The organism is Roseomonas sp. SRI_022, assembly GCF_057586215.1.
In genome coordinates this window covers 103,388-123,421 of sequence record NZ_JBYCZL010000007.1, presented here as the reverse complement: position 1 = coordinate 123,421, position 20,034 = coordinate 103,388, and the positions used below count along the sequence as shown (strand labels likewise).

Sequence of the window (20,034 nt, the reverse complement as noted above, 5' to 3'; positions counted from 1 at the left end):
AGCTCAGTGCCCCTCAGCGGTTGCGGATCGTGAAACCGTCGGCCGCAGCCGTGTCGGTGTACTGCGTCGGAAAGAATTCGAAGCGCGGGCCGATCCAGCCGTTGAGATAGTTCGCCCCGCCGCTGGTCCCGACCAGGATGCGCGACAGCCCCGCCGGCAAGGCGTCGGTGTGCGAGGCCGGCGCGGCACCGTTGACCGACAGGAAGTGCCCCGCCGGCCCGAAGGAAAAGCGCGCGGTGTGGCGCACCAGCGCGGCGCCGGACGCATTGTTGAGCGCGCCGCTGACGACGCCGGCATTGGTGACGCCGAGCCGCACGGTCGTGTCGGCGGGCAGCATGCGCAGCCGGATGCGGTTCGACGCCGTGCCGTCGTCGATCATCAGCATGTCGCGATCGCCGGGCGTGGACGCCTGGCCGGGCATGAAGTCGATCACGAAGGTGCCGGCGGCTGCGTTGAACCAGCGCTCGATGCCAGTCATGGACAGATCGTCGGCGTTGCGGGTGGAAGCACCTGGTGCACCAGGCGCCGCAAGCGAAGGCGAGAACGCGAACCCGGATTGCCACAGGCAGCCCGCGCTGAGGCGCAGCGTCACATCGATGGCCTGCCCGGCGCCCGGCGTGCCGAGCACCATGGCCAGGCGGATCCGATCGGCCGTCGCGTTGCTCAGCGTCCGCGAGACGGGAACCACCGCCGTCCGAAGCGAGGCCTCGCCCGTCACCGCCGATATCACCGTCGTGCTGGTCAGGGTGGTGCCGCCCTGCATCTCATTCAGCACGGCGCGGATGGACCAGCCCGCCGGCAGGGCCCCGGCGAGGACGCGCGCGCTGATCTGCCCCGTCCAGGTCTGCCCCTGCGCCGCGGCGACCGTCTGCGCCTCGATGAGGTTCGGGAATCCGCCGCCGGAGGTGGTGCCGACGAAGCGCAGATCGATACAGGGCCAGCCCGCCTCGGTCCCGACCGCGAGCACCTGGACCGCCAGCCCGACCTGCGTCGAGAGGCTCCATCCGGTTCCCAGCGCCCCGCCGGACCCCAGCGTGCCGGCGACGCCCCCCTCCCATCGCGTATTGGAGACGACATTCGTCGCCGTCCCCTCGATCAGCAGCCCCCGCCATGCCAGCGTTGCGGGGTCATGATCCAGGCGTAGTGCATCCACCGCCGCTTCGGTCAGCGCGCCGGCCGCATCGAAGGACCATCCTTTCGTCGCCCGCACCAGGCTGAACAGGTCGGTGAAGCTATAGCTCCGCGTGACGGGCATGCTCAGCCCCGCTCGATCAGGCGCCAGGACTGCGTCCAGCCTGGGAAGGCCGGCCGCACATGCGCGGCATCCGACCCGGGCTGGAACGCCGCACCCCAGATGGACCGCTTGTTGCGCTCCGCCTGGGACAGCGACAGGTCGGGGATCCACAGCGCATCGCGCACCGCACCCAGTCGGCGGCGCATCTCGCGGGCTGGGCCCTCGGCATCAGCACGCGGCATGACCTGCACCTGGAAGGCCGTAAAGCGCGGGTTGAACAGCGCGGGCACGGGGTAGCGCGCCTGCGTGATCGGGTTTACGTCCACCGCGTCGGCAACCACGCGCCCCTCGCTGTACCCATAGGACTGGGCCCGCGTCAGGCGCCACAGCGCGCCGACCGCGATGCACCCGACATCGAAGGTGGGCAGCGCGCCATCCGCCAGCTCCGCCAGCAGGTAGCGGCCGCTGACCGGCCCGGCCGCGCGCACGACGATGACATTGCCGTTGGCCTCATCCCCGGTATCGGCGGCGCCGCCGGCCGTGTCCCACACATCCCCCGTGGCGCCGGTGATGTCGGCGGAGGACAGCCGCACGCGCACCAGCGCGCCCACCGCCGCCGTCGTGCTGATGAAGGCGACGCAGTCCACCGGCCGCGATGCGCCAAGGTCGATCAGCACCGCCGCGCCGCCGCCCGTGCAGCGCATCCGCACGCGCGGCTGGGGATCCAGCAGGTTGCCCACCGGGGCCGTCGCCACCGCCGTCGCGCAGGTGACGGACGCAGCGGACAGCAGCAGGTTGTCGTAGAGGAACGCGCCCGCCATGGATCAGGCCTCCGGCAGAGTGACGACAGTCAGGGTCAGGCGGCGCGCGGCGATCTCCTCCGCCCAGCCGATGACCGACACGCGCACGCCAGCATCGAGGCCCCAGGCCGGATAGGTGACGCGGCCGATGTGGCCGGTCTCGGCCTGGTGCAGGTATCGATCCGTCGTCACCTGGAACAGCCGTGGCCCGGCGGTCAGGAAGTCCCGCCACTTCGTCGCTCGCGCCAGCGCATCCACCTGCGCCCAGTAGAGACCGCGGAAGGCCAGGTCGCGCTGCTGTGCGACGCGCTTCGTCACCGCCACGCTCTCGGATCGCGCCGGGCCGGATTGCTCGCCCCGGAAGCGCTGGCGGTCGGCGGCGGTGACGCTGCCCGCGACGTCGTCGATCGGCGCCCAGTTCGGCCGCCAGCCGACCAGTGCGGCCCGCGGCAGCGGCTTGAACGCGGCCGGCATGGCGAGCGGCCGGCAATCGACGATGTGCATCGCGCCCAGCGTGAACTGGTCGGCATCCTCGGCGAGCGGATCGACCAGGCGCAGCACGCCGCTCCGGCCACCGCACAGCACGGCGCCGCAGCCCGACACGATGCGTTCGGCCGCCTGTGCCACCGTCGCCTCCTCCGGCCCCTGGCACCAGCCGATCTCGCCGGGCAGGTCGGTCTCCGCGAAGGCGAAGGTGGTGGCGTCGAGGTCACCGGCGCCGAGCTGCGGCCCGAGCGACTGCACCAGGCGCTTCAGCACGCCGGCGGTGGAGGAGACATAGCCGCCGACATTGTCGCCGCGCACGTCCACCCGCACCGTGCCGTCGGGCGTGCTGCCCAACTGCACCAGGCCCAGCGAAGCGAAGGCCCGCGCCTGCCCCACGACCGGCGTACCACCCACCAGCGTCTGCACCACGCCGCGGATGCGCACGGCGTCCACGGCCTCGGCCGAGCGCCAATGAAACTGGTACGTCGGCAGCGCGCCGATGCCGACGCCGAGGTCGATGTCGCCGAGCGGCACGGGTTCCACGTTGAAGACCCGCCCCAGCGCCACGGGCTTGGGCTTGTCCTTCAGTTCGTCGCCGCCCTCGCGCCCGCCGGTGCCGAGGTACTTCGTCGGCTGCAGCGGCACCGCCAGGCGTTCCACGACATCGGTCATGCGCAGCGTCCCCGTGCGGTCCATGTTGCGATCGACGCGGCTGGTGATGCCGGTGAAGGCGGCGATCGGGTCGGTGCGGGCGATGGTGTAGACGCCGGTGCGCAGATCCATCCGCAGGCCCAACGCGCGGCCGGCGAGCGGCGTGCCGAGATCCGAGGCCCGCGCATCCTCGACCGGGATCACGCGGATGCTGACGCGCCGCCCATCCGCCGTGCCCCAGCGATCCAGGTCGGCCAGCGCGCCATCGGCATCGGCCAGGCCGATATCGGCGAGCCCGACCGGCAGCACGCCGCCGAGCCCCACCGCATCAACCGCCGATTGGCTGATCTGCACATCGCCCAGCAGGCGCGGTTCCCACAGCGTATCCGCCGGGCTGTCCGTCGAGGCCGAGAGGTAGCCCGCGCTGGCCCAGCGCAGCGTGCCGACGGGCTGCGCCACGGCCAGCGCATCGGGCAGCACCAGCGCAGGCTGGACGCCCGCTGCATCGAACAGCATGCGTCAGTCCTCCACGCCCTGCGCTTCGATCTCGAGCAGGATCACCACGGCGCCGGGCTGCGTCCCCGCGGTCAGCACGGGGCGCACAAGATCGACCGCCTCCACGAAGGCCGCGGGCAGCACGAGGGCCGGCGAGACGCCGGCGGGTTCCAGCATCATGGCGCCAGCAGCGCGCCCGCGCGATCGGCCCCGAACAGCGCTTCGGCGAGCGGATGCACGTCATGCACATAGACCAGCCCGCCTTCGGCATCCTGCCACATCAGCCGCTGGCGGGTGGTCGCCTGCTGCGCGATGAAGCCCTCGAGCGTCGCGAGTTCCACATCCGTGGCACGGCGATAGATCACCGTCTTGGCGATCAGACGCGGCGGTGCCGGGCGGGCGGCCTGCGCGGCTTCCTCGGCGACGCGGGCGGAGATCTCCGCTTCGGTCAACAGGACCTTCTGGCCATTGACCAGGCGGTGCGGCGGTTCGGCCTCGGCCGGTTCGGCGGCCGACTGCTCGATGATCTCGGACATGACGTGCTCCTCAGTCGTATTTCACGAACAGGCCGAAATCGCCGAGGGCGACGTTCCCGGCGGACATCATGAATCGGATGGCGTTGACGTCGATCTGCGACAGGCGATGGCCGCCGACCACCCAGGGCTGCGGGCCGGCGTAGATGCCGCCATTGCCAATGACCATCGAGGCCCCCAACACGGCCGGATATCGAGCCGCCACCGCCCCGGGATTGATCAGGATGCGGCCGCTGGCCTGGTTGCCGGCAGCGGTGTTGTCGATATCCGTGGTCAACCGGATGGCATCGGCGGTGCCGCCATTGCCGGAGACCGCCGCCGCACCCGAGACGTAGATCAGCCCATGCTGGTAGTCGGCCGCGCCAGCATCGAAGGACGCGCCGCCGGCATCGTCGACGCGCAGCTGCAGGAATGATCCATCGGTCGCGGGTCGCACCTGGCGGAAGGTCACCTCGTATTCCGCCCGGGCTACGCCGGTCCAGGTCGGTAGGGTGAAATCCACCGAGGCGCTGCCGGATGCGGAGGCCCGGCCGACGAAGCGCCAGCCCGTGGGGCGCATGGCGCAGCGCCAGGAGACGCCGATGCTGATGATCTCGATGCACTCGCCGGTGAACAGCGGGAAGGACCCCGCCTGGCCTTCCAGCAGCTCCGCGCCGTTCGGGTCGATCCACACGATGGCGTTGTTGGTGCCGTCATTCTTGATGACGAAACCCATGCCAGGCGGAACTGTAGCGATCGCCGGCAGGTCGGCATCCATGTCGGCCGACGGCGTGCAGCGCACGAAGTTGCCGAGGTCGGCGAGCGCCAGCGTCGTGGTGCCGGTGATGTTGTAGTGATACCGGTCGCCCGGCAGGAAATCGAAGAACACGTCGGTGTCACCGGCGCCGAGGCTGACCAGCGCGCCGGCATTGCTCGACGCGACGACAGTGTCGCGCGTCAGCTGGTTCGACCCGTTGAAGGTGCCGTAGCCGACCTCATAGACGCCGGCGCGCGACAGAATGTAGCGCACCTTCACCGAGGAACCGCCGAAGGCCGCGGCAAGGCTGCGGAGCTCAGACGCGGCAGCATTCAGCGTGAGGGTGCCGGTGCCCGTGGTGGACGTGGTCTGCTTGGCGCGGAATGCGGGGATCGGCATCAGGCGGCCTGCCTCTGCATGAGGGTGGTGATGACGGCGTTGAGCCGCGCGATCTCGGTGCGCATGCCCTTCAGTTCGCTGAGCTGGCTGTTGCCCAGCGAATAGATGCGATCGAGCGTCAGGTTCGCCGCCGCCTGGCCTTCCAGGAAGACGCCGAGCCCGACCGGATCGCCACCGAGGCGGCGCACGTCGCGCGAGATATCCGCAACGATGCCGCCGAAGCGTTCAGATGTGCCGAGATAGTCGCGCGCCACGGGCAACACGCTGCGCGCGGCGGCCGTGATGCGGTCCAGGTTCCCTGAGGACTTCGCGTCCTGCAGTACCTTCATCCCCGCCGCGTAGCGCGCGGCGGGCGACAGGCCCCCGAGGCCGCCGACCGTCAGTTCCTCCATGAACCCGCGGCCCGACCCGCCGCTGTCGGCGGCAAGCTGTTCGGCCAGCGACTTCCGCTGCAGATCGAACAGGCTGTTCAGCCGCGTCACCGAGCTCTGGAACAGCTCGCTGTCATCGCCATAGCCGTTGCTGCGCATGAAGTCCTGCAGCTGCGTCAGGCGCTGGCTTGCGGACAGGTCGAACTCGATCCAGGACGCGCGCTGCGCATCGGCCGGGCTGCCGGTCGCGCGCAGTTCATCGACATGCAGGGACGCCAGCGCGTTGTGCACCGAGGTGTCACGGGTGGCGAGCGTCTCGCTGAGCGACTTCTCCCGCGCCGCGACCAGCCCCGCTTCCGCCAGGCCGAGTTCCTGCGCCTTCGCGATCGCGTCGTCATAGACCTTGTTCTGCGCGGCGAGCGCTTCCTGCCAGGCCTTTGCAACATCGGTCGCCTTGCTCAGCGGTTCATAGACGCTGGTGATGAAGGTGGAGGCGCTGGTGAAGTCGTCGCGGCTGCGGATGGCACCCGACCGCAGCGCAGTATTCAGGTTGTCATTCTGCGCGGCGAAGGGCGCGATGACCGACAGATCCTCGAAGGACTGCATCCAGCCCTGCGACAGCGCGGCCTGCAGGGTGGTGTTGCTGGTCGTGAGGTTGTTCCGCACGGCCGACCAGATCTCCGTGGGGCCGAAGACGTTGTGCGACCCGCCATAGCCCTGGCTGCCGAGCTGCGCGCCCTGCAGCCCGTTGAGGTTGACACCAGCCGCGCGCAGCATCGCGTTGATCTGGTCGAGCTGCTGCCGCGTCTGCTGCTGCGACGCGCCGCTATCCCAGCGCTTGCCGCCGGACGCGCCGACGGTCAGGAAGCCGTTGGCGTCGACCGCGACGCCAACGTCGCCGCCCCGGAATTCGGTGGACGGGCCGATCAGGCCGCCGCCGGCGCCGCCGGCGACGCCGCCGATCATCCCGCCGATGACGGTACCCACGCCCGGGAAGATGGCCGTTCCGATCGCAGCACCAGCGACAGCGCCGCCGCCAGCGCCGATCTGGCTATTCGTCCGCTGTGCCGGCGTCCGGGCAATGTAGTTGCCCACCATCGAGCCGCCCATGTAGCCGAGGCCGATGCCCGCACCCCACGCGCCAAGGGACGCGCCGCCGATGGTCATGCCGGCGCTCGGCACCGTGCCCGCGATGGAACCTGCCGTCGGCACTGCCGGGAGGCTCGATATCGCCGGTGCCGTTGAACCGCCGAGCAGGCCGCCAAAGCCGGAGAACCACCCACCGCCGCCCCAGGTGCTGGTGCTGAACAGCGACCCCATCGACTGAAGCTGCCCGAGGCCACCGAAGCCGCCGCCCGACGACACAACACCGCCGGCAGACACCGCAGCGTCGCCAGGCGACACACCGCCGCCGAGGAGGCCGCCAATGCCCGAGAAGCCACCGTTGCCGGTGCCGAGGCCCCCGAGGCCCAACGACTGCACGATGGGTGCAATGATGGGCCGCAGGACCAGTTCTGCGCCGATCCGAGCCAGCGTGGACTTCGCCGTCTTCTCCGCCGTCTCCCACATGCCTTCCCAGGTCTGGCCGTTCCGGTCAGCCAGGTCGAGGAAGCGCTCGGCCCCATAGTCAACGATGCGGTCGGTGACGCGGCGATTGGATTCGATGGTGCGCTCAGCCGCACGCTCGATCTCCTGCTGCCGGCGCTCCTGCTCCCGGTCCCAGTCCGCGGTCTCGCGACGCTCGGCAGCCTCCTGGTCCCGGTGCTGGTCTTGCACCGCGTTCCAGCCGGCCATGAGCTCGGCATCGGGGGCGCTGGACCCGCCGCCACCACCACTACGGCCACCCGTCGAGGGCAGGTCGGGCCCGGCGGGGCTGGCATAGATCACATGCTGCGCCAGGTTTCGGAGGCGCCCCAATTCGTCGATCTCGCCGCCGAGCCGCTGGTATTCGGTCTGCTGGGCCGCGAGGCGCGCACGCAATGCGGTGAGTTCCCGCTCGCGTCGCTCGACGTCCGTGGAGAAGGCACCACGCGAACCAAACACCCCGGCGACCGAGCCGAGACGGGCGCGGGCCTGATCCAAACCCTGCTCTGCCGCCGCGATCTGCCCCTGCGTGAGTTCCGCCTGACGCATGGATTCGGAGCGGCGGTCCATCAGCACGCCGATGTTGCTCTCGGCCGCGGCCAGGCGCGCGTTCCTTGTCACCAGGAACAGCGCCTGCGCCGTCGCCAAGGCCTGTTGCTCAGTCGTGCCCAGGACAGTGTTGAGAGTCTGCAGGCCCTGCTGGTAGGCGTCGCTGGCCGTTTTCGCGGACACCGCGGCGTCACCGGCGGCGCGAATGCCGAGGCCGGCGGCCTGCAGCCCCACTACCACCGCACCGATGATCGTTGCGCCGGTCGCGAAGCGCGCGAAGAGCGTCGAGACGGACGTCTCCGCCGCGGCGGCCGAGCCACCGATACGCCCCGCCGCAGACGCCGCCGAATCCAACACGCCAGCAATCGTCGTCAGGCCCTGCGCCGCCGAACCTGCCCCCAGCCGGTCCAGCACCGCACTGGCCGCCTGTGCGCGCGAGGACAGCGTGCCGAGCTTCTCCCCCACACCTTCCGCCACCGTCGACAGCGTACCGAGCTGCTGCCCCGACGCCGCCGTGCGCTGCCCGAAGCGTTCGGCCGCGCGGCCCGCTTCGTCCAGGACGCGGTTGAAGGCCTCGGCGCCATCGACGCGCAGCGGAATCGGCGGGATGCCGGAACCAGTACCGCTCATGATGACCTCCGGATTGCCTTGCTCAGCCGATCGGCCCAGACGGCCGGCATTTCCTGCGCGACGACACGCGCGACGATCGCCTCGGGATCCAGGCGCTTGCGATAGACCGGCGCCTGCTTCGCGAAGACGAGCACGGGCCGGATGTGACCGCCCGCCCCGCCGATCCGCTGGTAGATGGCGGGCGGCAGGTTGTTCGGCATCAGCTTGCCGCCCGGCAGCTGCCTGGCCGTCGTACCCGGCCAGACCGCGAAATATTCCTCGCGCTTGCGACTGCCCCGGCCTGGCCGCCCCGCCTTGCGGTTGCCGTCGAACCCCTGCCCCGCCCCACCCAGCGCCTCGAGCGCCGAGAGGATCTTCAGCATCTGGCCGCGGGCGATGTTCCCGTTGGCGTCGAGCTGCGCGTACTTCGTCGGCACCAGGTAGAGGACCTGGCCGCCGGCACGGACGCGCTGCAGGCGGCGCTCCGACGCTTTCTGGCGGCGCGGGCCGCCCTGGATCTGCGCCTTCAGGTAGCCCTGGTTCGCACCTTCATGCGCCCCCTTGAACTGCCCTGCGCGGCTCCATTCGTCCGTGCTGCCGCGCCAGACCACGGCGGCCGCCGGGCCAGGCAGGTTCTCAACCCACGCCATGCTATTCAACGCGTAGGCGGTCGGGCGATCGAAGACGCGGCGCATCTCATCCTGGATCGCCCGCACGCCCTTCATGGCGAGGATGTTGACCGTGCGCTGCGCCGCGTCCTGGATCTCCGCGCGCTTCGACCGCAACAGATCCTGGATGGAGCGGGCCGTGCCGGCCGCGTCGAGCGAGACCTTCATTGCCTAGCTCCCCGGCTTGTCGATCTCATCCAGGCGCCGATCGGCGCTATCCAGCACGCTGAAGGCCGCCATCAGCCAGGCCGGCTGGGCGTTGATGCCGCCAGGCTCCGGCAGCAGCGACAGCCCGCCCATGCCGCCGCGGCAGCGCCCCCACAGCCGCACGACGTGCTGGAAGGCACGCGGCACGGTGTGGCGCGGATTGCGGGGCCACTCTTCGTCGCCCACGATGAACAGGCCGCCATCGCGGGCCGTGACGCCGCCCCGGTAACGTTCGGGATTGCGCAGGACCGCGAGGGCGGCCCTCAGTTTTTTTCCGCGCTCGCGTTCGGCCGGATCAGCTGCATCGCGCGGGCGTGCAGCACCACGACGTCGCCGGCCGGCATGGCCTCGACCTCCGCCGCGGAGATCCCCAGGCACAGCGCGACCAGCTGACGCTGTTCGTCCTGCTGCGCCTGCAGGCGGTGCCGGCGCATCGCCTTCAGGGCAGGAACATCGCGCATCGCCCATTCCACACGGGCGCGCCGGCGCCGCGCCGCGACGGCTGCATGTTCGGCCGCCGCCATCTCGCGCCGCACGTCCTCCGGCCAGGTGGAGCGATCACCGCCATGCGCGGCGTAGAGCCCGCTGACCGCATCGTCCGCATCGTCGGCGTCGTTCAACGCGGCCACGTGCGCCGCCTTTTTCTCGTCGGGCAGGTCCGACGCCTCCACCGCCTCGCGCACAGCGTCGACGAAGATGGCGTCGGACGGCACCACGGTCTCGGCGCCGCGGCCGGCGAGATCGCCGACCTGCCCGAAGGTGGGGGCGCGCAGGGTGTAGCTGCGATCGACCCCAGGAATCGGCACGGTGACGGTGTGCGGCAGCGCCGCGACGATGTCATTGGCGGGGATGGTCATGCTGCCCATTCCCCTCAGCGCCGCGGCGCGGCGCGGTCGGCGCCCGGCGTGGCACCGTTGTCGAGCACCACAGGATCGACGGGCAGCACGTCGAGACGCTGCAGATCGTACCAGTGGGAGTCCTTCGCAGCCCCATCGCTGCCGACGCGCGGCGCCACCAGCGCCTGGTGGCAGCCGCTGATATAGGTGACGATGCCGGTCACGACGCCCTCGAAACCGGTGATGCGGTCGCGGACGGTGTGGCCGAGGTCGATCTTGGTCATGATGAATTCTCCTGTCGGGGAGGTGGGCGGCAGGCGCCGACACGCCTGCCGCCCGTGCTGCGCCGGCGCGGCGCATGCCCCGTGGTCGGCGGGGTCTCGGGCCTCAGAAGCAGGCGAGGAACATGCTGGCGTCGCCGGTGTCCGGCTGCAGCGCGATGGCATCGACGCCAAGCTCGGCGCGTTCCTCCGGCTGCAGATCCACGATCTGCGCGGATGGGCTGCAGATCGCGAAGCGGTTGCCCGCGACCTGCCCCCACATCGCCGCCACCGGCATCGGCGTGCCGGCGCGGAACGCTGCGGTGCGCGTCGGGCTGTTGGTGGTGTGGCTGAAGGGATTCGCCCGGATGCGCGGCCCGGCGCCGGTGATGATCGGCACGTCGAAGCCTTCGGCGGCCTCCGGGTTCTCCGGGTAGTAGGTGCGCACGCCCATGTCGAAGGACAGGCCCTCGCACGCCATGTTGGCGCGGTTGAGCTGGCTGACGCCGCCGGCCCAGCGCGGCGCCTGGCGCGTTACCGGCACGAAGCCCGCGGGCGTCGCCGCCGCTTCGTTGTAGGCGCTGACGATGCCGGTCAGGCGGATGACGATGCTGGCCGGACGGCCGGACACCAGCCCGACGCTCCAGCTGCCCTTGCAGCCGAGGATCTTGTGCCGCAGCCCGTCGGCATAGGCGTAGCAGGTGAAGCCGACCTCGAGCGATTCATCGGAGATCGGCCGGTACAGGACGTTGATCGGGACCTGCAGCAGGGACGCGATGGACAGCACCGGGGAATAGGTGCGCGCCAGCGTCATCACCCGCCCGACCGTGTAGTCGAGGATGATGTCCTGCGCGCCGGCGGCGGGGTTGCCGGTGATCAGCACCGGCATGCCGCGATAGGCCTGCGCCGTCGCCGCGAAGGGGACGGCGGCGGTGGCGGTGTTGGCGGAGCCGGCGGTCGCGGCCGTGGGCGCGCCGATGGCGGCGGCGGTCACCACCTCCTCCATGCGGCAAGCGCGCAGCAGCTTGCCCCACTCCGGCGCGTTGCCGGCGGTGCCGCTGCCCGCCATCGGGATGGTCAGCATGATCTCGGCGCGCATCCCGCCCGGGATCGGCGCGGCGTCGTCATAGGCGCCGTTCTCGACCGGATTGCTGGTGCTGTCCTGGATGATGCGGAAGGACGCCTGGCAGGTGACATAGTCGGCCTGGGCGGGCGTGCCGGCGATGGAATCGACGCCGGGCGTGACTTCGGCCTTGAAGGCGACGCGCTTCAGGCGCGTGCGGACGGTCGCGGTCATGGCGGCTTACTCCCCTTCCGCCGCCGGCGCGGCGGCGTCCTGCGGTTCGGCGGCCGGGCCCGCCGTCGCGGCGCCGGGCTGTTCGGCGTCGCCGGCGTCGACCAGGGCCTGCGCCTGCGTCTCGACCAGGTCGAGCAACAGGCCGGCCGCGACAGTGCGGCCCGCGACCTCGCAGGGCCGCAGGGTGCGGATGATCATGTCGGGGTCTCCCGTCAGGTGGTGGTGTAGGGGCCGCCCAGGTCGGGCACGCGGAGGTCGAAGCCGAGGACCATGCTGAAGCCCATGGCGGGCTTCGCGGATTCCTCGGCGGCGTAGCGGATCAGCGAGAAGCTCTCCTCGGTGAGCCAGATGTCCTGCTCGCCGGCCAGATCGATTTCCTGGTTGCAGATGGCCGCGACAACGCGGGCATGCAGGGCCGCGACGGCGGCGCCGAGCGCGGCATCGGTCGCGGCGCGTTCATGGCCTTCGAGCAGGACCTGCATGCGATAGAGCGTGGTACCGGCAGCATCCGACCCCGGCGACTGGTGGTCGCCGTCATGCACCACCAGGCGCGGCAGGATTTCGGTCGAGACATCGACGACAGCGCGGCGGTTCCGTTCCACCGGCACGCCGACAAGCTGCGCGGACAGGCGCGCGGCGATGGCGGCGAAGGCGGCTTCGCGCAGCGGCGTGGGCATGGGTCAGGCCTCGGACAGTGTCAGGCGCCACAGCGCGCGATCGATGTCGGAACGCGGCACCTCGATCGTGAATGTCTCCGCGCCGATCGCCAGCGTATCCCCCCGCTGCGGGTCGGCCGGCAGCGCCGCGATCGGCAACATCACCTCGACCCGCGCCGATGTCGTGCCGCCAACGCCGCCAAAGGCCGCGTCGCCGGTCGGATCGTCCCGGATGACGGTGACGGGGACGCCACCGGGCGGCAGCGGGCGGGACGGTTCCGGGTACCAGGTGGCAGCGACGCCGAATTCCTCCGCATCGAACATGCCGAGCAGGTCGGCGTCGCTTTCCACCGGCATGGATCAGGCCTGCGGCTCGACGGGCTTCTTCTTCGCCGCCGCCCGGGCCGCGGCCTCGGCCGCAGCGGCCTCATCCTCGGTCAGGAGCTTGGCGCGCCCGGCGGTGACGCAGGCGGCTGCGTCCTCCATCGGCATGGTGATGATCTCGCCCGGCGCGCGGTGCTCGCCCTTGTAGAGCAGCGCCTCGGTCACCTGGATGGTGCGGGGCTTCGTGGTGTCGGACATGGTGCGGGCCCTCATGGGTTCGCTGTTGACGGAAGCAGCGGGCGCGGCGGTGATGCCGCCGCGCCCATCGGGGACCAGGACCACCGGATCAGGTGGTCAGGGCGTCGAGCATCGCCGCGAAGGACTGCGGCTTACGCACCGCGACGTCCGCCGTCTGGTAGGCATGCACCCGGATGACGCGGTTCGCCGCCTGGGTGATGTTGTCCACCAGCGTCTCGAGGCCGCCCCACTCGCCGATCAGCAGGTCGCGCCAATTGCCGTAGAAGATCGCCGAGCAGATCCCTGCGCTGGCGCCCTTCGTCAGCGTGCTGCTGACCTGGTTCGACACGCCGGCGGCGTATTCGTTCATCACCGACATGCGGCCGACCGGCGTGGTGCCCGGGATGTTCGTCCCGAAGCCCGGCATGCCGCCCCAGATGAAGACCGGCTGGCCGGCGATGATCGGCGCGCGCTTCAGGCGGCCCCGCACGCGGGTGTTGGTCAGATAGCCGAGGCTGTCGATCGCCGCGTTCTGGTTCGCGACTTGGGTTTCCAGGTCCACGATATTGTCCCAGGTCGGCACCGCGCCGTTGGCGCCGCCGGCGACGGAGCCGATGCCCGCCGTGGCCGCGAGACCGGTCGGCTGATTCGCCGCGCCGGTGCCGTGCAGCGCCGACAGGTCGATGGCCAGCGCGATGACCAGGGCGAGATCCGCGCGCACAAGGCCCTCGATATCCGGCGAGCCCTGCATGAGGAGCTGCCTGGTGAAGTCCTGGATCGCGTGAACGGTCTTCGGCGTCATGCTGACCTGGCTGAAGGTCATGTCGCTTTCGCCAGCAGCGCCCGCTTCAGCCACCCAGCCCGCCGTCGCCGGGCCGGTCTGGCGCGGGATCGCGATGTTGCCCTGCAGTCCGGACAGCACCGTGGCGCCCATCGCGCGCACCATCATCGAATTGCGCAGCAGCTCGATGAAATTCGGCGCGAGCACCGTGGTCTCGACCATCGCGCCGCCAGCGCCGACCGAGCCGGTGGACAGGTCGCGCTGATACCGGCCGTCGGGGCCGATCACCAGGCGCCCGCGCTCGCTGACCCAGTTCGGGATCGGCGCGTTCATGATCTCGAACGGCATGGCGGAACCGTTGCGCAGCTGGAAGCCCGCCTTCGTCAGCGCCTCACCGGCGGCGCGCGATGCCTCGCATTCCAGCGGGGCATAGGCGTCGTTCTTCTCGGCCCGCGCCAGCAGGTACTTCGCCAGGGAGAACTGGCGGACTTCCTTGTCCGTCAGGCCGATCTGCGACGGCGGCGTGACCAGCGGCTTGTCCGCGCCGCGCTGCTCGAGCAGCTCGCCGCGGAACTGCTCGATGGTGATGCCGCGCCCCAGCGCATCCATCGCCTTGTCGCGGGCATTGGCGAGAGCGCCGAGGTCGAGGAAGTCCTTCATCCGCTTGTTCGCGGCGGCGGCGATTTCCTCGGGCGTGGGGGCGCGCGGCGGCGCCGGCTCATTGGTCGGATCCATCCGAACCGTCTCCTTGGGTTTGGGTGCGGGAATGGCCGGCTCGTCCTCGCGCCCCGCGCCGACGGTCATGTCGGCGGGGACGGCGACGAAGCTGACTTCAAGCGGATTCCAGCGGATCGCCCGATAGACCGGCGGCTTGCCCTTCTCCTCCTTCTCCAGGCGGAGCTCGAGCAGCTCGTATCCGACCGAGACGTTGCCGCGGATGCCATCCGCCACGTCCTGCATGATCTCCTCGGCCCGCGTGCTCTTGCTGAAGCGCACGGTTGCACGGGCCTTCCGGTCCGCGCCGAGGGTCACGCTCACCACCACGCCGATCTGGTCGCGCGTGTTGTGGTCCATGAGGAGCGGCGCGGTGCCGCCCCCGATCCATTCCTGGTCCATCTCGCCGGCGGCGTGGCCCAGGATCTCGATGCCCCACCAGCGCTCGACCGGCTCCTCGGAGGAGAAGGCGAGCTCGCAGGTGCGGGCTTCCCGATCGACGGTCGATCGGTCGAAGGTGGCAGCGCGCGCCTGGCGCGCCTGCACGTTCTTCGGCAGGTTCATCTGTCCCTCCGGGTCAGGTAGCGGGCGTGACGGGCTCGGCCGGGCGCGGTGGTGCCGGCGCGGAGGGCTGCATCACCGGCAGGCCCTCCATCTCAGTCTGTTCGCGCTTCAGGTCGGCGACTGTGGTGGAGAAGTCGCCGCCGCGCCGCGCCACGATCTGGGTGCGGGACGCGATGCCGAGCGCCACGGCTTCCTTCGCGGCACCGACCTCATTCTGCGGATCGACCCAATCCCAGCCGCGGCCGATGAAGGTGGGGGCGTGGAACTTCCAGAACTTGCCCGGAGGCAGCCCGCCCAGCGCGTCGGCGATCAGCGCCGACTTCAGCCAGTCCTCAAACAGCGGCAGCAGGAAGCTGTCGATCTCATTGCCCTGCAGCGTTTCCCATTCGTCGCGGTCCTCGAGCTCGGTCGAGCGGAGGGCGGAGTAATTCATGCCGGCCGCGTCGTTCGCGAAGCTGTTGTAGGAGACGCCGACGCAGGCCGCGGCACCGCGCAGCTGGGCCGCGACGAAGTCCTTGAAGGCCTGGTTCGGGTGCTGCGGATCGTAGGGCTGCACCTCGATTCCGGCGGGCAGCAGCTCCCAGCTACCGGCCTCGCTCTGCTGCACCAGGTTGGCCTGGTCGCGCAGATCGGCCGGCACATCGTCCGGGTCCGCACCCTGGGCCAGCTTGTAGAAGCCCATCTTGTCGGCGGCGACGCGCGCCGCGACCAGCTCGGATTCGCTATAGCCGTCCAGCATGGCGAGGCGCCGCAGCGCCGCATCGAACCACGGCACGCCGCGCGCCTGGTCGGGCCAGTCCGACAGAAAGCAGTGGATGATGTCGGCGGCCGGGACGCGGACATACATGCCGGTCGCGGCCCGATAGACGTCATCGCCGGGCAGATTGGTGCGCAAGTGATAGGCGGTCGGGCGCTGGAAGCCGTCGAGCTCCACGCCCATGCGGATCATGTGCCCCTCGGGGAGGCGGTAGCCATAGGCCGTCGAGGCCGACGCGCCGCCGCCGACGGTCAGGTTCTCGTCCAGCAACGTCGGGTCGAGCACCTGCAGCGCGAAGCCGAAGCGGTTCCAGCGTGCGCCGCGCAGCTTGCGCAGCAGGTACTCACCGTCGCGCGCGAGGCCCGTCACCAGCTGCTGGTGCAACATGGTGAAGGACAGCCGGCCCGTGGCGTCGCACACCCCCTTGCGGCACCATTCCGCCCAGCCGGCCTCGATGCGATCGTTCGCGGCTTCGTCCTGCTTCTTCGGGTCGCGTTCGTCCTTCACCCGCATCTGCAGCGTGAAGCCCTGCGGCCCGACGACGTTCCGGCGCAGCATGCGCAGGAAGCCCTTGGAGAAGCCGTCATTCTGCGCCAGCCAGCGCGACCTGGCGCGCAGGATCACCAGCGCCTGGCGGATCTCCCGGTTCGGCGCTGCCGCCGCACCGGCCGGCAGATCCGCGAGAAGGCGCGACGGCGCGGCGCCGAGATACTGCCGCCGGGGCAGGTTGAGCCTGGGCTCGACCCGCTGGCGCTTCGGTTCGGCCTCGATCGCGGGCGCTGTACCGCGCAGCCAGGAACGGATCCCCATGGATCAGCCCCGACCGAAGCGGGTCAGCACGACGCGCGGGCGGCCGGCGCCAGCGGCAAGCGCCTCGGCATTCGCCTCCCGCGCCGCCTCGGCCTTGTAGTAGTCCCGCATCGTCAGCAGTTCGGGGATCGGGATCCGCGTCAGCTCACGCTCCCCGATCTTGTACGACTGTTGATCCTTCGTCGCGCGGCCGGCGAGCAGCGCATTGATCGCTTCCAGGATCTGCGTCGCTTGGCCGCGCAGATCTCCCGTCACCGTGGCGGGATTCGGTTCGACCAGGCAGCCGCCGCGATAGACGGCCCAGCGCTCCGCCCCCTTCGTGACATAGCCGAGCATGGTGCAGGGCACGCCGGCCGCCGGCACGGACAACGCGGCTGTCTGCGCCGCCGTCGCCTCGGCGATGAAACCGGCGCCGTCGGCCGTCGCCGCGATGTTCAGCGCGATGCCTGCACCGACCAGGCGATACGACAGCGCCCAGCCGTCATTCGCCGGATAGGAGGCGGAGGAGTAGCGCCAACGCAGGGTATCGCCGGCCGCGAAGCGGTCGGGCGGCGCATCGGCCGTTGGCATGCGTCTCTCCGTCGGTGTCAGAATGTCCGCGCGAGGCGGCCCATCGGTCGCGCCGCCGGCTTCCACCAGCGGCCCGTTTTTGTCCCAGGTGCCGCCGGGCTGGGCGGCACCGGCGGCTTTGCCGTCACGGCTGGCAGTGGCACCGGCTGCGCGCTGGCGGCGAGATCCACCAGCAGCAGGCCAGCGCGCGGTTTGTGCCAGGCCGCCGGCCTCGCCCAATCCAGGCGCGGCCCGCCGAGCGCGTGCCAGATGGCCAGGTTGTAGACCAGCAGGTCGAAGCTCTCGTTTCGTGCCCGCTGCTTCTCCCAGCCCTTCTTCCCCCGGAATTCGGCGGTGGCCTCTTCCCAGAAGCGCTCGGGCAGCCCCGCAGGCAGACTGATCCAGCCCGGCCCGGGCCGCGTCATGCGCAGCTTCAGGTCGACCTGGTCCTTCAGGACCTCGACGTTCACATGCGTGACGATGATGCCGCGCTTCATGCGCCGGCCGCGCCGATCGGTCTCGATCTTGCGCGGCGTCATCAGCGGCACGTCACGCCGGCCGTCGCCCTTGATCAGCATCACCCGCCGCTGATCTTCACGCTCGAGGCGGTGCCACCAGGCGTAGGCATTGCCGGTGACATTGCCGTCGCCGGTATCGACCGAGATCCGATGCGACCGGAACTCCGAACCATCGACGCCGCGCCAGGCGCGCCGCAGGACCTGCGTCGTCAGCAGGTCCCAGTCTTCGCCGTGGCGTGCGGGCTCGAGCATGCGATCGCCGGCCTCGGTCTGGAAGATCTGCCAGGCGTCGATGACCTGGCTGCGACCATCCGGCCCCCAGGCCACGGATTGGCAATCATAGCGGTTGCCCTGCACGTCGACGGCCGTGGTGACGAAGCCCGCCCAGCCCGGCACCTTGCGCAGCTCGAGATCCTCGCCGCGCTTCTTCAGCTCCTCCGGCTCAAGCGGTGCGGCAGCGCCCAGCACCGACCGATACGGCGCCCCGATGCGCGTGTTCCAGTGCGTGCGGAGCGGTTCTTCGTCCTGCCGCTCCTCGAGCGCCCGCAGCGCCGAGACATACTGTGCCGCCAGGTCGCCCCAGGACCGCTGCCGCGCCGCCAGGCCAGAAAACCAGTACGACGCCACCCGGCTGCGCAGCGGGGAACCGCCAATCGTGCCGTCCGCGGCGATCGTCGCACCCTCCGGCAGCCACACGCCGCGGGCGTTCATCGCGATCTTGTGCCGCTCCTCGATGACGCACCCATGCGGGCAGGTCATGTGAGCCTCGGCTCGGGCCTCTTCCTCGGTCGCCTTCGGTCGCACATGCAGATGCGCCAGCGTCGGCCGCCGGTTCTCATCAAAGCCTGGCGTGAAGTACTCGCCGCAGGACGGGCACGGCCAGTGCCACAGCCGGCGATCGCCGTTGCGCCAGCGGGCGACGATGCCGGATCCGTCCTGCCGCTTCGGGGTCGAGAACACGCCGACTTTCGCGTGCCGCCCGAAGGTGGTGGTGCGGGCCCTGGCGAGCTCGACGGGGTCCCCTTCCCCATCAATGTCATCATCCATGCTGTCGAGTTCATCGATCAGCACCTTCGGCACCGGCCGCGAGGACAGCTGTGCGGAGACCGGCCAGCCAATCGACACGCGGGCGCCATTGCGGAACAGCTTCGACATGCGCTTGTCGTCGCTGCGGTCACCGCCCAGCAGGCCCGCCAGGCGATCCGATGCGTCGAAGGCCTTCTCGACACGGCGCTCGGCGAAGTCGAGGGCGAGGGCCTGCGTCGGCTGGAACACCAGCAGATCGGCGCCGCCCTCGGCCGCCTCATGCACCACCAGGTTCAGCAGGATCTCCGTCTTGCCGAACTGGGCAGGGCCGAGCACCACGACCTCGCCGACGTCGCGCCGCTGGAAGGCGTCCATCGGCTCGGTCAGGTACGGCGCGAAGGTGTTGAGCCAGGGCCCAGAGTAGCCGCCGCCCGGGTTCTTCAGGACCCGCCACTTCTCCGCGCTCTCCGACACGCTGATGCGCCGAGGCGGGCGCAGTGCCGGGAACGCGGCACGGCCGACATCATGCGGCCGTGCGAAACCGGGCAGTCCCTCGCTACGAAGGTGCGGGTGCATCGGCGGTCAGCGTCTCCAGCGCATCCGCCGTGTCATTGAGGGCATCGTCGATCAGCTCGCCGAGGCGCACCTGTTGCGCGTCGGTCAGGCCCATCTCGGGCGCGGCGGTGTCCGGGATCTGGCGCAGCCGCGTCTTCAGCGTGGCCAAGACCTCGGAGAGGTACAGTTTCAGCGGCTCCGCCTCGACCAGCGAGCGGCGGAGCTGCGCGAGTTTCGTGGCGGCAACCTCGGCCTGCAGGGCCTCGGCGCGCTGGCGCGGCGAGAGGGCAGCGTTGCCTTCATCGATCGTCAACGCCTGGCCGCCGAGCAGCTCGAGGCGCAGCTGCGAATCACGCTCGGCCTTCAGGCGGTCGGCGTCTTCCTCGGCCTGGCGCTCGCCATCGCGCCAAGCGGCGACGGCGCGCAGGTCCAGCTTGTAGGCGACGCCGCTGGCGCCCTTCTCGGCGACGGGGCAACCGGTCTCGATCCATTTCCTGACCGTCGGCTGCGAGACGCCGAAGAACGACGCCGCTTCCGCGAGCGATCGCAGGTCAACAGCGTCGGTCATTGCCTAAGCCCTTGAACAACAAGAACAACAACCGAAGCAGGGCAAATGCGCGAGGCAGGTGAACGAAGCGCGGATCGAATTACCGCGCTGGCTGAAGGCCAGGGAGGACCCAAGCCCTAGGGGTGGGGGCCTCGCGCCCTAGCGCTAGTGGCCACCAACCCTAGGGAAACCGCGGCTTTCGCCCTAGCCCTAGTGGGCTGAAACGAAAAGCGCCCGGCGGAGGATTCCGGCCGGGCGCGATTCGCGACGCTGGTGATTTC

Annotated in this window: 21 protein-coding genes; all 21 read right to left on the bottom strand. The window is 70.5% G+C overall.

Annotation, left to right across the window (positions count from 1 at the left end; all coding sequences use genetic code 11):
- Nucleotides 1-13: 13 nt before the first annotated feature.
- The 21 genes from AC2YHJ_RS09015 to AC2YHJ_RS08915 all read right to left on the bottom strand — a co-directional run bounded on the left by AC2YHJ_RS09015 (nucleotide 14) and on the right by AC2YHJ_RS08915 (nucleotide 19,774).
- Nucleotides 14-1,255 (bottom strand): hypothetical protein, encoded by a 1,242-nt coding sequence (locus tag AC2YHJ_RS09015; protein WP_487395473.1) that lies wholly within the window; start codon nucleotides 1,253-1,255, stop codon nucleotides 14-16.
- 2 nt (nucleotides 1,256-1,257) lie between these two features.
- A complete protein-coding gene (locus AC2YHJ_RS09010; RefSeq protein ID WP_487395472.1) occupies nucleotides 1,258-2,055 on the bottom strand; it encodes a hypothetical protein in 798 nt (265 codons plus the stop codon).
- A gap of 3 nt (nucleotides 2,056-2,058) precedes the next feature.
- The gene (locus AC2YHJ_RS09005; RefSeq protein WP_487395470.1) at nucleotides 2,059-3,687 is read right to left on the bottom strand and encodes a hypothetical protein; all 1,629 of its coding nucleotides are present in this window, start codon (nucleotides 3,685-3,687) and stop codon (nucleotides 2,059-2,061) included.
- A gap of 3 nt (nucleotides 3,688-3,690) precedes the next feature.
- Nucleotides 3,691-3,846, bottom strand: a complete 156-nt coding sequence (locus tag AC2YHJ_RS09000) for a hypothetical protein (protein WP_487395468.1) — start codon at nucleotides 3,844-3,846, stop codon at nucleotides 3,691-3,693.
- Nucleotides 3,843-4,202, bottom strand: a complete 360-nt coding sequence (locus AC2YHJ_RS08995; RefSeq protein WP_487395466.1) for a hypothetical protein — start codon at nucleotides 4,200-4,202, stop codon at nucleotides 3,843-3,845. Before AC2YHJ_RS08995 ends, AC2YHJ_RS09000 begins: the two co-directional genes overlap by 4 nt.
- A 10-nt stretch (nucleotides 4,203-4,212) precedes the next feature.
- Nucleotides 4,213-5,334 (bottom strand): hypothetical protein, encoded by a 1,122-nt coding sequence (locus tag AC2YHJ_RS08990; protein ID WP_487395464.1) that lies wholly within the window; start codon nucleotides 5,332-5,334, stop codon nucleotides 4,213-4,215.
- Nucleotides 5,334-8,468 carry a hypothetical protein gene (locus tag AC2YHJ_RS08985; protein WP_487395463.1) on the bottom strand — a complete coding sequence of 1,045 codons (3,135 nt, stop codon included), beginning with the start codon at nucleotides 8,466-8,468 and terminating at the stop codon, nucleotides 5,334-5,336. Before AC2YHJ_RS08985 ends, AC2YHJ_RS08990 begins: the two co-directional genes overlap by 1 nt.
- The gene (locus tag AC2YHJ_RS08980; RefSeq protein ID WP_487395462.1) at nucleotides 8,465-9,283 is read right to left on the bottom strand and encodes a hypothetical protein; all 819 of its coding nucleotides are present in this window, start codon (nucleotides 9,281-9,283) and stop codon (nucleotides 8,465-8,467) included. The genes AC2YHJ_RS08985 and AC2YHJ_RS08980 overlap by 4 nt, the downstream gene beginning before the upstream one ends.
- Nucleotides 9,284-9,286: 3 nt before the next feature.
- The gene (locus AC2YHJ_RS08975) at nucleotides 9,287-9,508 is read right to left on the bottom strand and encodes a hypothetical protein (protein ID WP_487395460.1); all 222 of its coding nucleotides are present in this window, start codon (nucleotides 9,506-9,508) and stop codon (nucleotides 9,287-9,289) included.
- Nucleotides 9,509-9,585: 77 nt separating this feature from the next.
- Complete coding sequence (locus tag AC2YHJ_RS08970; protein WP_487395459.1) at nucleotides 9,586-10,179, bottom strand: hypothetical protein; 594 nt, start codon at nucleotides 10,177-10,179, stop codon at nucleotides 9,586-9,588.
- Nucleotides 10,180-10,193: 14 nt separating this feature from the next.
- A complete protein-coding gene (locus AC2YHJ_RS08965; protein WP_487395457.1) occupies nucleotides 10,194-10,442 on the bottom strand; it encodes a hypothetical protein in 249 nt (82 codons plus the stop codon).
- 103 nt (nucleotides 10,443-10,545) lie between these two features.
- Nucleotides 10,546-11,715: a hypothetical protein gene (locus tag AC2YHJ_RS08960; protein ID WP_487395455.1), complete on the bottom strand. Its 1,170-nt coding sequence runs from the start codon at nucleotides 11,713-11,715 to the stop codon at nucleotides 10,546-10,548.
- 6 nt (nucleotides 11,716-11,721) lie between these two features.
- The gene (locus tag AC2YHJ_RS08955; RefSeq protein ID WP_487395454.1) at nucleotides 11,722-11,913 is read right to left on the bottom strand and encodes a hypothetical protein; all 192 of its coding nucleotides are present in this window, start codon (nucleotides 11,911-11,913) and stop codon (nucleotides 11,722-11,724) included.
- Nucleotides 11,914-11,927: 14 nt separating this feature from the next.
- Nucleotides 11,928-12,392, bottom strand: a complete 465-nt coding sequence (locus AC2YHJ_RS08950; RefSeq protein WP_487395453.1) for a hypothetical protein — start codon at nucleotides 12,390-12,392, stop codon at nucleotides 11,928-11,930.
- 3 nt (nucleotides 12,393-12,395) lie between these two features.
- Nucleotides 12,396-12,728: a head-tail joining protein gene (locus AC2YHJ_RS08945; RefSeq protein ID WP_487395452.1), complete on the bottom strand. Its 333-nt coding sequence runs from the start codon at nucleotides 12,726-12,728 to the stop codon at nucleotides 12,396-12,398.
- Between the two features lie 3 nt (nucleotides 12,729-12,731).
- Nucleotides 12,732-12,953 carry a hypothetical protein gene (locus AC2YHJ_RS08940; RefSeq protein ID WP_487395450.1) on the bottom strand — a complete coding sequence of 74 codons (222 nt, stop codon included), beginning with the start codon at nucleotides 12,951-12,953 and terminating at the stop codon, nucleotides 12,732-12,734.
- 88 nt (nucleotides 12,954-13,041) lie between these two features.
- Nucleotides 13,042-14,991 carry a phage major capsid protein gene (locus AC2YHJ_RS08935; protein ID WP_487395448.1) on the bottom strand — a complete coding sequence of 650 codons (1,950 nt, stop codon included), beginning with the start codon at nucleotides 14,989-14,991 and terminating at the stop codon, nucleotides 13,042-13,044.
- 13 nt (nucleotides 14,992-15,004) lie between these two features.
- A complete protein-coding gene (locus AC2YHJ_RS08930) occupies nucleotides 15,005-16,558 on the bottom strand; it encodes a phage portal protein (RefSeq protein ID WP_487395446.1) in 1,554 nt (517 codons plus the stop codon).
- Nucleotides 16,559-16,561: 3 nt separating this feature from the next.
- Nucleotides 16,562-17,128: a hypothetical protein gene (locus AC2YHJ_RS08925; RefSeq protein WP_487395445.1), complete on the bottom strand. Its 567-nt coding sequence runs from the start codon at nucleotides 17,126-17,128 to the stop codon at nucleotides 16,562-16,564.
- A 17-nt stretch (nucleotides 17,129-17,145) separates the two neighbouring features.
- Nucleotides 17,146-19,227: a phage terminase large subunit family protein gene (locus AC2YHJ_RS08920; RefSeq protein ID WP_487395443.1), complete on the bottom strand. Its 2,082-nt coding sequence runs from the start codon at nucleotides 19,225-19,227 to the stop codon at nucleotides 17,146-17,148.
- Nucleotides 19,208-19,774 (bottom strand): DUF1441 family protein, encoded by a 567-nt coding sequence (locus tag AC2YHJ_RS08915; protein WP_487395442.1) that lies wholly within the window; start codon nucleotides 19,772-19,774, stop codon nucleotides 19,208-19,210. Before AC2YHJ_RS08915 ends, AC2YHJ_RS08920 begins: the two co-directional genes overlap by 20 nt.
- Between the last annotated feature and the right edge of the window lie 260 nt (nucleotides 19,775-20,034).